Source organism: Sulfurovum sp. TSL6 (assembly GCF_019972115.1).
Taxonomy (GTDB): Bacteria; Campylobacterota; Campylobacteria; order Campylobacterales; family Sulfurovaceae; genus Sulfurovum.
Genome location: NZ_BPFJ01000003.1, coordinates 246,725 through 259,108, shown reverse-complemented (window position 1 = coordinate 259,108; position 12,384 = coordinate 246,725). Strand labels below are relative to the sequence as shown.

Sequence of the window (12,384 nt, the reverse complement as noted above, 5' to 3'; positions counted from 1 at the left end):
AATCTTCAGCTACACATAAAACCTAGAAGATCTCAACAGCTTCAAAGCATGCGCAATTCTATCTTTTAAAACCTCTTCATGTTCGCATAAAAGAGGATCTATATCTAATGTTTTGGTTTCTGACTTCGCTTTAATGTCATTAAGTATAGCTGCACGCTCTTTACAGTTTCTGTACTCACGCAGAGGCTTAAACAGAAGATTAAGTTCTTCGACGAGCATTCGTGACTCTTTTTCTCCGATGATATGGAAAAAATCTTCTATTAAAGTTTGAAGAGAATCCATAAAGACATAAAGCGCTTCAAGCACTTCATCATCATACCCCTCTTTTGTTTTTGCTAAAAGCATTTCAAATCTTCCTAAACGCTCTCGAACCACTTTTTGCACCTCTTGTTGTAAAGAAAGATATTTTGGGTTTTCCTGAAGTCCTATCTCTCTTGTAACGATATTTAACATTTGTCTAAAAGGTTGAGACAAGAGCATTTGTATAACAGCTTCCTCTTCTTGGGTGATGAGACTTTTTAATTCAGTGTAGAGCGTTAATTTAACATTTTCACGTGTGGCACTCAATTCATCTAAAAAGTAAAGATACCGCAATAGCGTTGTCTCTTTATAATAACGTTGAAACAACTCAATAGAAAAATGCTGTACATTTGGAGTATACAGATCTGGAAAAATCTCCAGTAAAGTAGCGGTACGACGTAAAAGTACACGTAAACGATGCAGTGTTGCACTAAAATGTTTCTTCTGGAAATTCATTTTATAGTAGTTTATCAGACGAATATTCCGGTAAAGTACTAAAGAGACACCGTCACGTACATAAACACGTTGCGGCACTTGCCAGAAAAAGAGATTGGGGGACTCAAAAGCATCTAGTTTTTCGAAAAACTTTTGTACATTGTACTCCATAGGTTTCACATACAGTGCAAGGGAATGATCACTATATTTATCATCCTGGTTGATCTCTTTAAGCACAAAAGGTTGTATTTCCCGGATCGTTTCTGAGTTTCTAAATGCTTTTTCATCTTGAAAATGTGCGATCACTATATAGAGTCCTTCAAGTTTTTTTAAGTACTTTTCAACCACAAAAGTACTCCCGTCTGTCATAACCGTGTACGATGTTTTAACGATAATTCTGCCCAAATGGTTTTTACGCTGGGATGCATACGCCTCTTTACTGACAGATACGACCTCTTTATTTGCATGATCATCTATCATTGTTTTTGTATAGGTATCTGGAAAATGTTTATGGTAAGAACACGTCTCTTTCACATTTGAAACCGTATAGAACTGTTCTGTTTTATGGATCTTTGGCCTATATTTTTTAAGCCAGCGGCGTATGTCTGCAGATACTAAAAACTTGTGTTGTATGTTATTCATATCAGGGATTATATCACGAAAATCAAAAATTGACTCTATACGCCTTTTTGAGCTATAATACGCCATGAAAAACTTCTTTTTAGCACCTATCAAAGGCTATCAATACATCTCAAAAATGTTACCTGCAAGCTGCCGTTACTATCCTTCTTGTTCAGAATATGCCAAATGGCAGTTTGAGTTTAATCTACCGCATAAAGCATTCACCGCAAGCTCTTTGCGTATTTTACGGTGCAATCAATTGTTTAAAGGGGGAATAGACTACCCTTTGGTTCACTTCAAACCTCCAAAGCCTACTGCTTTACTCAAACTTAATGCATTTTGTGGCAAAATTAATATAATCTATTGGTTAGTACCCAAAAGTATGGACCAGGACAATACAAACTATTATGTAATAAAGGACTTTGATGCAATTAACCGCACCGCTTGATATGCACTTACATCTCAGAGATGGAGAGATGTTGGAGAAAATCGCTCAAACGAGTGCCCATACTTTTTCAGGTGCTATTATTATGCCCAATCTTGTGCCCCCGGTGAGCACCAAAGAAGAAGTGATCGCCTACAAACAGCGTATCATGGCAAACATAGGTGATGAAAAATTCACACCCTATATGACACTTTTTTTCAAACCCTCGTATGACAAAGCATTTTTAGCATCAGTCAAAGATGAGATCACAGCGATCAAACTCTATCCTGCGGGTATCACCACGAACTCCGAAGGTGGAGTAAGCGGTTTTGATGTAGAAGAGTTGCGTCCTGCACTCGAAGCAATGAGTGAATTGAATATACCGCTGTGTGTCCATGGGGAGACCAATGGTTTTGTGATGGACAGAGAAGCGGAATTTGTCAGTATCTATGAAAAACTGGCCACTGCCTTTCCGAAACTCAAGATCATTATGGAACATATAACCACCAAAGAGAGTGTCGAAGCGTTAGATAAATTTGAAAACCTTTATGCAACCATTACCCTGCATCATCTGATCATCACCCTTGACGATGTAGCCGGAGGCATGCTTAAACCGCACCTCTTCTGTAAACCTATAGCCAAACGTCCAGAAGACAGAAGTGCTCTTCTCAAAGTCGCCCTGGAAGCACACCCTAAAGTGATGTTCGGTTCAGATTCTGCTCCGCATCCAAAACATGCCAAAGAGTCTTGTGGATGTGCAGCAGGTGTTTTTACTGCACCTATCGCCCTGCAGGTCTTGGCTGAACTTTTTGAAAATGAAAATGCACCACTGGAAAATCTCCAGGCTTTTGTTTCAGGTAATGCCCAAAAGATCTACGGCGTCACACCTGTGAGTAAAACCATTATCCTTGAGAAAAAAGCATTTACCGTACCTTCAGATTACAATGGTGTAGTCCCTATGTATGCAGATGAAACATTGGCTTACAGTATCAAAGATGTAAGAGATACATAAGTGATTCATAGCGTTTGAATATTAACTACAATGATGATAAAAATGATGACTTTAAAGCACGTACTCAAAAATAACCTGCTAACATAAGACAAATGAACAAGGATGGTAAATGATTGCAAACAATATTGAAGAACTGATAGGGAATACGCCTTTAGTCAAGATCAATACACTTTCAGAAGAGACAGGTACAACTATCTTAGGTAAATGTGAATTTATGAATCCTACCTCTTCGGTAAAAGACAGAATCGCATTTAACATGATCAATGAAGCACTAAAGTCAGGTGACATTGATCAGAACACTACCATCATTGAGCCGACAAGCGGAAACACAGGCATCGGTCTTGCAGCCATTTGTGCATCAAAAGGCCTTAAACTTATTTTGACCATGCCTGAGTCTATGAGTATAGAACGTCGTAAAATTCTTATGCACTTAGGTGCAGAGCTTGTTCTTACCCCAGCTTCAGAAGGTATGGGTGGGGCTATCTCTAAAGCATCTGCATTGGAAAAAGAATTAGACAATGCAAAAGTACTTCAACAATTTAACAATCCAAACAATCCAGATATTCACCGAAAAACAACTGCATTTGAAATCCTGGATGACACAGCAGAAAACCTAGATATCTTTATAGCTGCTGTAGGTACAGGGGGGACACTGACCGGTGCTGGAGAGATACTCAAAACAAAGATACCTTCACTTCAGGTCATCGCCGTTGAACCTTCAGATTCTCCTGTACTGGAAGGGGGACAGGCGGGACCGCATAAAATTCAAGGTATCGGTGCAGGGTTTGTCCCTGAGATACTCAATACAGAAATTTATGATGACATCGTTGCAGTGAGCAATGAAGCCGCTTTTTCCATGGCACAAAAAATTGCCAGAGAAGAAGGCTTACTTGTGGGTATTTCAGCAGGAGCAAACCTGCATGCAGCCCATGTCATAGCAAGCAGACCGGAAAATAAAGGTAAAACCATCGTCACGATACTCTGTGATACGGCTGAACGTTATCTCTCTACGGAACTCTTTGACACTTAATGTCACAAGAACGCTCAGCAGCACCTCTTTTACTTGAAACGATCAAGATAGAAGATGGAACAGTACATAACATTGGCTACCATCAGCATCGGTGTAACAAGAGCCGTCAAATACTCTTTGACTGTCATGATACACTCGATCTCTCTTCCTTTATAGATGCCCCCAAAAAGGGCTTATATCGTTGTCGTATCCTTTACGGAAAAGTCTTACACTCTATAGAGTATATACCCTACACACCAAAAGAGATTCAAAAGGTAAAAATCGTCTCCTCAGACATTGAATACAGTTTAAAATATGCTAATAGAGATGCATTAAATGCTTTGCTTGAATCCAACAAAGATGTCGATGAGGTCATCATAGAAAAAAAAGGCTATCTGACCGACACCACCATATCCAATATTGCTTTTTTTGATGGGGAACAGTGGGTTACCCCCGTAAACCCTCTGCTTGAAGGCACGATGAGAGCCAAATTGATCGATGAGGGATTTCTCAAAACAAAAGAGATCAAGAAAGAAGACCTCCGAGACTACTCACAAGTAGCTTTAATGAATGCTATGATAGGATTTAAAATTCTAAATATCGAACCATACCAAATACCATAAAGGGTACATAATGACCATTAACCTTTTACAAACGCCTGAATATCGTACTCTCATCCAGTCACATATCTTTGAAACCATTAAATTTCTATTGAACAAAGATCAGGAATTTGCATTGGCATGTGAGATGAAATATGTCACATTTACACCCGAACTTCCTGCGGATATCAAAGACTCTTTTGATGATACTGTGCTTTTTATATTGAGTGGTTTTACCTTTGAAAGTGCGCAACTCAATGAAGAGTATTTCTCTTTTGAAGCAGGGTTTGGAAGTGAGAATTTCGGTTCAACGGTATCCTTACCTCTACTTGGAATAAAACAGCTCTTTGTAGGGGATAATCCTATCGTCATCAATCTTGCGGATCCGGTGATAGAGAGTGAAAAGAAAAAAGAAGAAAGTGCATCCAAAAAATCTTCAATGGAAGCACTTTTAAAGAATCCTGAGAATAAAAAACTTCTCAAGAATAAAAAATAGATTGGATCTTAGCAGCGACCTGCTAAGATGTAATTAACGACATTGTCGACATACGCATTATGTTTATTTTCTTTAGAATAGACAATAAAGAATTTACGATTCATCGTGTAACCTCTAAGTCTTGCTTCAAAAAGCTCTCCATTAGCCACTTCGTCCATAATAGCATATTTCGAAATGATAGATACGACCGGTTTTTCTGGATTTTTTTCACTTTTCTTGATCGTTTGAAGTACAGTAGCACTGTTATTTACTTCGCTTAGTACATTAAAACTTTTACATGAAACACCCAATTCATCAAATACTTCAGAAACAACACGTCTTGTATGTGAACCCTCATCACGACAGATCCAATCAAAGTCATAAAGCTCTTCTGTTTTGAGTGTTTTATTTATAGGCACATTACTCACTACGACAAGTTCATCTTCCAACCACTCTCTGTAAATAAGATCATTATCAAAAAGAGGTGATTCGATCAGACCCACATCTAACTTTCTGTCTTTCAGTTTTTCTATAATGGTATCACTTCGATCAATATCCAAATTTACACTGTTGTTGATCGCTTCAGCGATCGTATTAAGACATTGACCAGGAATAATATATGCCCCTATAGTATAAGAAGCACCTAATTTAAATGTGATCTCTTTATTGATGATCTTAAGTATATCCTGTTCTGAAGAGAGTATCTCTTTTTCAAGTCTTGTGGCTATCTTATAAAGCTCTTCACCTTCATTCGTGAGTTTAATACCATTCTTTTTACGTTCGATCACCTTACACCCAAGATATTTTTCAATAAACTTGATCTGCTGTGTAACAGCCGGTTGTGAAATTCCTAACTTTGCAGAAGCTTTAGAAAAACTTCTCTCACGCGCTACAGTTAAAAATGTTTCTAATTTTACAAAATCTTTTAACATTGAATAATGTCCTTAACTCTAAATTAATTCTTAAATATATACATAAATAAATTAAGAAAGTTATTATATCTAATTATACTTAATTAAACATAAGTTGTTCTTATTAGAATGATTTTATTTAACGTGTTATTAAAATTCCAATTTTTTACTTTATGGCACTTCTAATCAATTTAAAGGTATAATTAATACTATATAGGAGCACAATAACTTTCATGGAAACAATTTTAAATGCATTAAACCCATCACAGCGTGAGGCCGTTGAACATATCGACGGTGCGATGCTTATCCTTGCAGGAGCAGGCAGTGGAAAGACAAAAACACTGACGACCAGACTTGCTTACCTTGTGGGTGAAGTAGGGATTGACCCGGCAAACACTTTAACACTTACTTTTACCAATAAAGCTGCTGCGGAAATGCGTGAGCGTGCCCTTAAACTGATGCCCGAAAAAGTCTCTTATCCTCCACTTTTATGTACCTTTCACAAATTTGGCTTGCTCTTTTTAAAATTTCATATTGAAAAACTGGGTAGAAGCAATGCCTTTGTGATCATAGACAGTGATGATAAAAAACGTCTTTTACGTTCCATAGCCAAAGAGTTAAAAGTCGACCTCAACATCTCATTTATCGCTTCTGAGATCTCAAAATATAAAAACTCACTTCTCTCCCCTGAGCTTGTGTTGGAAAAAGCTGAACTTCCTGACTACAAAAAAATCGCCAATATTTATGTCAAATATCAAGCGAACATCGAAGAGAACAACCTTGTAGATTTTGATGACCTTCTCATGCTCACCCACAAGATACTCAGTGAGAATGATGAACTCAGAAAAGAGACAAGCCAGCGATACCAGTACATCATGGTAGATGAGTACCAAGATACCAATGAACTGCAGTTCCAGCTCCTTGAACTGCTCTCCTCTGAACATAACAATCTCTGTGTGGTAGGTGATGATGATCAGAGTATTTACGGATGGAGAGGTGCAAACATTCGTAATATCTTAGAATTTTCAAATAACTTTGAGACGTGCAAAACCGTAAAACTTGAAACAAATTACCGTTCTACGGAACCCATACTCAAAGCTGCCAATACGCTTATAGAACACAACTCCACACGTTTGGGTAAAAAACTCACTTCGCATAAAGGGTCCGGTCCAGAGGTCAAGCTTCTCCATTCACTCGACGAATCAATGGAAGCCAAGGCCATTGCACATGAGATCCAAAAACTGCTTGATGAAGGTGCAGACCCAGACGAGATAGCCGTACTTTACCGTATCAATGCGTTGTCACGTTCACTTGAAGAGGGTTTTACAAAAGCTGGTTTAGGCTTCAAACTGATTGGAGGTATGCGCTTTTATGAACGTGCAGAGATCAAAGACCTCATCTCTTACTTAAGAGTGCTTTCCAATCCACATGATGACTTCTCTCTTATACGTATTATCAACAAACCTAAAAGAGGTATCGGTAAAGCTTCTATAGAGAAGCTTCAAAAAGCTGCATTTGATCATAAAATGTCAATATATGAATATATAGATAAATCGGTTCAAGGTGAACTTCCTTCTGTCATCAGTAAAAAAGTAGCCACTGCTTTAGGTAAACTTGTCGAAGACATCACGTTTTTACAAGAAGCCTTGGAAAATGAACTGGATAACTTCATTACACTCTTTGAAGAGCGTATCAAGCTCAAAGATCATTATGCCGGTATGGTTGACGGTTTTGACCGTATCTTGAATATTGATGAGTTTTACGGGTACTTCAGGGATGCTGTGATCAAAAACCCTGACCTTACACTGGATGAGTTCCTCAATGACATTTCACTGCAGAGTGACCAGGACCAGGTTGAAGAAGATACCATTACCATCATGAGTATCCATGCGGCCAAGGGACTGGAATTTGAACACCTTTTTGTCATAGGATTGGAAGAAGAGTTCTTCCCTCTTCTGGGTGAAGGTTCCAACATGGAAGAAGAACGTCGTCTGGGCTATGTCGCGATCACAAGAGCAAAATCAGATCTGACTTTGTGTTATGTCGACAGTCGTTTTTACAAAGGCCGACGTAAAATGATTGACAAGAGCCGTTTCCTGGGTGAAGCAGGACTCATTCAAGATACAAGCCTCAAGATCACTAAAAGTTCCGCTTTCAAAAAAGGGGACCTCGTTAAACATAAGATCTTTGGGATCGGACGTGTACAGGCTGCCAATAAATCCGGTAAAGAGTATAAACTGCTTATCAACTTTGGCGGGAACAAGAAAGAGATACTCAGTTCATTTGTGCAATCCATATAAAATGTTTGACTCTATGATACAACCAAAACTGACTACTATTTTAAATTTTTCTATCTACTTTTTTACAAAAGTAGGCAAAAATCGCCACGGCTCTCGAATCGCTTCGCTTTCAAGGGCGTTCGCCGTGACATTATTTAATGGGAAGGTTACATGAACCGTCTTTTTGTAGTCAATAAACCTATCTTCCGTTCTTCCAATGGATATATGGGGTATGTCAAACATAAATACGGGACGAAGAAAGTGGGCTTTTCTGGTACGCTTGACCCCTTTGCGACAGGATGCCTCATTGTGGCTACAGGACAATACACCAAACTCTTCCAATACCTCAATAAAACGCCTAAAAGCTATAAAGCTACACTATGGCTAGGGGCAAACTCTCCAAGTCTTGATATAGAGAAGATAGATAGCATTAAAGAGGTACCTCACTTTACAGAAAAGCAGGTAGAAGAAGTATTGCTCTCCCTCAAAGGTGAACTTACCTATTATCCGCCAAAATTTTGTGCCAAAAAGATCAATGGTAAACGTGCGTATGAACTTGCACGTGAGGGTCAAGAAGTCGCATTGAAGACCATCACATCCACGATTTACGACATCAAACTGATCAACTATAACCATCCTTTTGTACACTTCGAGGCTACAGTGAGTGAAGGTACCTATATACGCAGTCTTGGTGCCCTTGTTGCAGATAAACTTGGGGTAGACGGTACACTCTCAAGCCTGCATCGTATCCATGAAGGACAATTCTACTTTGATGATGAAAAAGCACTGAACCCCTTTACGCATTTAGCGATTCCTTCCAATGTCTATACGGGTGAAGAAGCGTATATGGAACTGGGTAAAAAACTCTCTGTAGAGTATTTTGAAACAAAAGACGATGGAGTCTATCTCATCGAGACTTCAAACTTTTTTTCTATTATCGAAATCATGGGTGAAGAGGTCAAATACAGATTTAACCGTATCCCAAAATTTGAAGCATGCTGATCCAGCCAGTCAAGCTCTATGAAGATCAAAACTACGACTCTGCAGTGAGGTTTTACTACCAATCTTTTTTATAGTATAATACGCATCCAATTTTTATAAAAAGGGTTTTGTTAATGGGTGGTTTTGAAGGTGGTGATGAAGGTGGATACTGGGATATCGATACTCTTCCCGCAGGGATGAATAACGGAAATGACAATACCTCTACTACACATAGAAGACCATCAACTATAGAAAAAACGGATTCAGGATACAGTATCAGAGCCCATGCCAAAGTCAATATTTTTTTAAAAATTACTGGACATGAAAATGGCTATCATACCCTGCTCTCGCGTTTTATGTGTGTGGAAGACCTCTATGACACTATTGTCTTTGAACCCTGTGAATGTGATACGTTTACCATAGAAGGGTGTGAGAATGTACCTCTTGAATCAAACACCATTTTCAAAGCCTACAAAGCACTTAACGACTATACCGGTGACTTAGATATACTCAACTTCTTTTATAAACATAAAGTCGTCGTCACCAAACGTATTCCAAGTCAGGCAGGTTTAGGCGGAGGAAGTTCTGATGCCGCAGCCTTCATGCGTTTGGTCAAAGAGGTATGCAACCTTCTCATCAGTACTGAAGAACTTGCCAAACTCGGAAGTACCATAGGTGCGGACCTCCCTTTTTTCATCTACAATTACGCCTCGGCAAACGTCAGCGGCTTTGGGGAGATCGTTGAACCTTTTGAGGAGGAACCTCTATCTTTAGAACTTTATACCCCAGAGATAGGGTGTGACACTGCTCTGGTCTACAAAACATTTAAAGAACATCTTCTGGATGATATTACCCTCAGTTCTTTCATAGGATGGGACAAACTTGATTCAAAAACTTTACTCGAAAGTATTGCAGATCCAATCATCCTGAATGATCTTTATAAGGCTGCACTCATCGCGTATCCTGAGTTAAAAAAAGAGGCTAAAGAAGGATGGTTCTTTTCAGGTAGTGGAAGTACATTTTTTCGTCTGGCTTAAAGTGATACATCGTCATTGTATGTTGTACCTATCTTCTCCAAGACATAATCCATTAACCTATACTGGTTATAATACGCAAATTAAATAAAAAGAAATAATCGTGTCTAAACTCCCCCAATATCCTTATAATTTCGATGAACTCAAAGAACAAGTACGTAATGCCGGTCTGCTTGAGCGTGTACCTGTTCGCGGTAGCATAGAAATGCTCGCTATTCTTGTCTCTATGACAGCTGCACTTGCAACTGCAGTATTTTGGCATCCCATACTTTTAGGACTCTTTCTCACTTTGCTTTTCACGCGTGCCGTATTTGTTTCTCATGATATCTTGCACACGCAGTATTTCAAAAATAAATCCCTTTCCAAAAAGCTCAGCTATCCTTTTTCAGCACTCATACTAAGCAACTCCTCTTCATGGTGGGACTATAAACACAATGTCAACCATCATACATACTGTAACATCGTAGAAAAAGATGCAGATATCCGTGCGCTTGATGGTGCATTTACACCAAACAAAGGGAACAAACCTTTTATCAAAAAATATAAACATCTCATCTTTTGGGGCGCGATGTTTTTTATGTTTCCTGCATTTATTGCGCAATCATACAAATTTGTGATCACCCGAAAACTCTGGGGTGAGTTTGCCCTTATGCTGCTTCACTGGCCGCTCATTTGGGGAACATTACTCTACCAGATAGGTGCACTTGATACATTTATAGTAGCACTTACACTCAATTTTGTGCTCTCTCCATGGCTTGCTTTTGGTTTCATTACCAACCACTTGGGCTGTGAGACATTGAATGAAGAGGAAGCCAAAAATGTTTCTTGGATGGAACTGCAGATGAGGGGAAGCCGTTCTTTAAAAGGCGGTTTTTTAATACACTGGTTCTATGGCGGACTCAATACACAGATAGAGCACCATCTCTTTCCCAAAGCACCACGGTTTAATCTCCTTAAAGTACAGAAGATGACAAAAGAGTTCGCACGAAAATACGATATACCCTATTTTGAAACGACACCTGTGATGGCCTATATACAGATCAATAATGCGTTAAAAGCGTATTGATCTTACACACGATTTTTGCAAAGAAGCCACTATCACTCTTTTTCTTTCTTCTTTAGCATAAGCAGATACAACGCTTCAACTTTATCTCTTGCCCAAGGTGTTTTTCTTAAGAATTTTAAACATGAATTGGTACTGGGATCATAATTAAAACATCGTATGTTTACAAACTGTCCCAACAGTTCCCAACCGTACTCTTCTTGCAACTCTTCGAGTATCTGTTTGAGTTTAATGCCGTGCAAAGGATTGTTTTTATGTTCATCACTCATCACTTATCTCCATCCTTTGAATTTCTTTTATCATGACGTACCAAAATGGCTCATAGAGAATTTTACTCTCTGCGTCACATCTAAATTTGCTGGTTGATTATCAATCACATCATAGCGTTTTACTGCACCTGTTCTATTGGCAATTTGTATTGCCAGTCCGGGACGGGCATTGAGCTCCAGGATCAAAGGTCCTAAGTTTTTGTCTAGTACGATATCCACACCCAAATATCCCAAATGGGTGACTTCATAGCATGATGCTGCCAGGGTGAGTATCTTCTCCCAATGCGGTATTTCAAGCTCTGAAAAATCATACTTTGTATCGGGATGATGTGTTACGGGCATACCATGCTGTACAGAAAAAAGTGACTTTCCTGATTCCATATCAATACCAACACCCACTGCACCTTGATGTAGATTAGCTTTGCCATCACTTTCTTTGGTTGAACAGCGTAACATAGCCATAGCTGGGTAACCTTTATAGACTATGACTCTGATATCGGGAACACCTTCGTAACTGTAACGTTCAAAAATAGGGTCAAATTCTACCAATGTTTCTATCATAGCAACATCAGGTTTTCCTCCAAGTGAATAGAGACCGCTAAGAATATTTGAGATATCACGCTGAATATCTCTAAGTTCAAGTCTCTGCCCATTTGCTTTAATAAATTCGTCACCTTCACGTTTTATGATCACCAAAATACCTTTTCCCCCACTTCCTTGCGCAGGTTTGAGTGCAAATTTATCAAGACCGGTTAACATATCTTTTAAGTTACGCAGTTGTGACTGGCGTTCGATAGTTACAAGTAATTTAGGCACAGATATACCTGCATTTTGGGCAACCACCTTGGTCTTGAGCTTGTTGTCTACTAAGGGGTAGTACTTACGATCATTTTGTGCTCCTATATAATGGATGTTGCGTTTATTCATCCCCAATATGCCCAGCTTTTTAAGCTTAAAAGGATTAGCAAACAT

Annotated in this window: 13 protein-coding genes; 9 read left to right on the top strand and 4 right to left on the bottom strand. The window is 38.9% G+C overall.

Annotated features, from left to right (window positions below; all coding sequences use genetic code 11):
* Positions 1–9 precede the first annotated feature (9 nt).
* The gene (locus LDM93_RS10245) at positions 10–1,377 is read right to left on the bottom strand and encodes a hypothetical protein (protein ID WP_223892312.1); all 1,368 of its coding nucleotides are present in this window, start codon (positions 1,375–1,377) and stop codon (positions 10–12) included.
* 64 nt (positions 1,378–1,441) lie between these two features.
* Between LDM93_RS10245 and yidD the strand changes: the two genes are divergently transcribed.
* The 5 genes from yidD (at position 1,442) to LDM93_RS10220 (ending at position 4,896) form a co-directional block, all read left to right on the top strand.
* Positions 1,442–1,804, top strand: a complete 363-nt coding sequence (yidD, locus tag LDM93_RS10240) for a membrane protein insertion efficiency factor YidD (protein WP_223892311.1) — start codon at positions 1,442–1,444, stop codon at positions 1,802–1,804.
* A complete protein-coding gene (gene pyrC / locus LDM93_RS10235; RefSeq protein ID WP_223892310.1) occupies positions 1,782–2,792 on the top strand; it encodes a dihydroorotase in 1,011 nt (336 codons plus the stop codon). The genes yidD and pyrC overlap by 23 nt, the downstream gene beginning before the upstream one ends.
* Before the next feature lie 109 nt (positions 2,793–2,901).
* Positions 2,902–3,822 (top strand): cysteine synthase A, encoded by a 921-nt coding sequence (gene cysK, locus LDM93_RS10230; protein ID WP_223892309.1) that lies wholly within the window; start codon positions 2,902–2,904, stop codon positions 3,820–3,822.
* Positions 3,822–4,424, top strand: coding sequence for an aminotransferase class IV (locus LDM93_RS10225; protein ID WP_223892308.1), 603 nt, complete (start codon positions 3,822–3,824; stop codon positions 4,422–4,424). Before cysK ends, LDM93_RS10225 begins: the two co-directional genes overlap by 1 nt.
* Positions 4,425–4,434: 10 nt before the next feature.
* Positions 4,435–4,896, top strand: coding sequence for a hypothetical protein (locus tag LDM93_RS10220; protein WP_223892307.1), 462 nt, complete (start codon positions 4,435–4,437; stop codon positions 4,894–4,896).
* An 8-nt stretch (positions 4,897–4,904) separates the two neighbouring features.
* Here LDM93_RS10220 and LDM93_RS10215 read toward each other — a convergent pair whose 3' ends face one another.
* Positions 4,905–5,807, bottom strand: coding sequence for a LysR family transcriptional regulator (locus tag LDM93_RS10215; protein ID WP_223892306.1), 903 nt, complete (start codon positions 5,805–5,807; stop codon positions 4,905–4,907).
* 212 nt (positions 5,808–6,019) lie between these two features.
* Between LDM93_RS10215 and LDM93_RS10210 the strand changes: the two genes are divergently transcribed.
* From LDM93_RS10210 to LDM93_RS10195, 4 genes are all read left to right on the top strand, one after another.
* The gene (locus LDM93_RS10210; protein ID WP_223892305.1) at positions 6,020–8,086 is read left to right on the top strand and encodes an ATP-dependent helicase; all 2,067 of its coding nucleotides are present in this window, start codon (positions 6,020–6,022) and stop codon (positions 8,084–8,086) included.
* A 150-nt stretch (positions 8,087–8,236) separates the two neighbouring features.
* Positions 8,237–9,067 (top strand): tRNA pseudouridine(55) synthase TruB, encoded by an 831-nt coding sequence (truB, locus tag LDM93_RS10205; RefSeq protein WP_223892304.1) that lies wholly within the window; start codon positions 8,237–8,239, stop codon positions 9,065–9,067.
* Positions 9,068–9,180: 113 nt separating this feature from the next.
* Entirely contained in the window at positions 9,181–10,083 is a 903-nt protein-coding gene (locus tag LDM93_RS10200) for a 4-(cytidine 5'-diphospho)-2-C-methyl-D-erythritol kinase (RefSeq protein WP_223892303.1), read from the top strand.
* A gap of 100 nt (positions 10,084–10,183) precedes the next feature.
* Positions 10,184–11,146: an acyl-CoA desaturase gene (locus tag LDM93_RS10195; RefSeq protein WP_223892302.1), complete on the top strand. Its 963-nt coding sequence runs from the start codon at positions 10,184–10,186 to the stop codon at positions 11,144–11,146.
* 32 nt (positions 11,147–11,178) lie between these two features.
* Here the strand turns inward: LDM93_RS10195 and LDM93_RS10190 are convergent, their stop codons facing one another.
* Both LDM93_RS10190 and LDM93_RS10185 read right to left on the bottom strand, forming a co-directional pair.
* Complete coding sequence (locus tag LDM93_RS10190) at positions 11,179–11,412, bottom strand: VF530 family DNA-binding protein (RefSeq protein ID WP_223892301.1); 234 nt, start codon at positions 11,410–11,412, stop codon at positions 11,179–11,181.
* A 30-nt stretch (positions 11,413–11,442) separates the two neighbouring features.
* Entirely contained in the window at positions 11,443–12,384 is a 942-nt protein-coding gene (locus LDM93_RS10185; protein ID WP_223892300.1) for an alpha-L-glutamate ligase-like protein, read from the bottom strand.

What these genes read in the sequence shown, in the direction of transcription:
- pyrC (WP_223892310.1), top strand. Translation starts at nt 1,782, where the DNA reads ATGCAATTAACCGCACCGCTTGATATGCACTTACATCTCAGAGATGGA.
- truB (WP_223892304.1), top strand. Translation starts at nt 8,237, where the DNA reads ATGAACCGTCTTTTTGTAGTCAATAAACCTATCTTCCGTTCTTCCAAT.
- cysK (WP_223892309.1), top strand. Translation starts at nt 2,902, where the DNA reads ATGATTGCAAACAATATTGAAGAACTGATAGGGAATACGCCTTTAGTC.
- yidD (WP_223892311.1), top strand. Translation starts at nt 1,442, where the DNA reads ATGAAAAACTTCTTTTTAGCACCTATCAAAGGCTATCAATACATCTCA.
- LDM93_RS10215 (WP_223892306.1), bottom strand. Translation starts at nt 5,807, where the DNA reads ATGTTAAAAGATTTTGTAAAATTAGAAACATTTTTAACTGTAGCGCGT.
- LDM93_RS10220 (WP_223892307.1), top strand. Translation starts at nt 4,435, where the DNA reads ATGACCATTAACCTTTTACAAACGCCTGAATATCGTACTCTCATCCAG.
- LDM93_RS10185 (WP_223892300.1), bottom strand. Translation starts at nt 12,384, where the DNA reads ATGTTTGCTAATCCTTTTAAGCTTAAAAAGCTGGGCATATTGGGGATG.
- LDM93_RS10225 (WP_223892308.1), top strand. Translation starts at nt 3,822, where the DNA reads ATGTCACAAGAACGCTCAGCAGCACCTCTTTTACTTGAAACGATCAAG.
- LDM93_RS10200 (WP_223892303.1), top strand. Translation starts at nt 9,181, where the DNA reads ATGGGTGGTTTTGAAGGTGGTGATGAAGGTGGATACTGGGATATCGAT.
- LDM93_RS10190 (WP_223892301.1), bottom strand. Translation starts at nt 11,412, where the DNA reads ATGAGTGATGAACATAAAAACAATCCTTTGCACGGCATTAAACTCAAA.
- LDM93_RS10245 (WP_223892312.1), bottom strand. Translation starts at nt 1,377, where the DNA reads ATGAATAACATACAACACAAGTTTTTAGTATCTGCAGACATACGCCGC.
- LDM93_RS10210 (WP_223892305.1), top strand. Translation starts at nt 6,020, where the DNA reads ATGGAAACAATTTTAAATGCATTAAACCCATCACAGCGTGAGGCCGTT.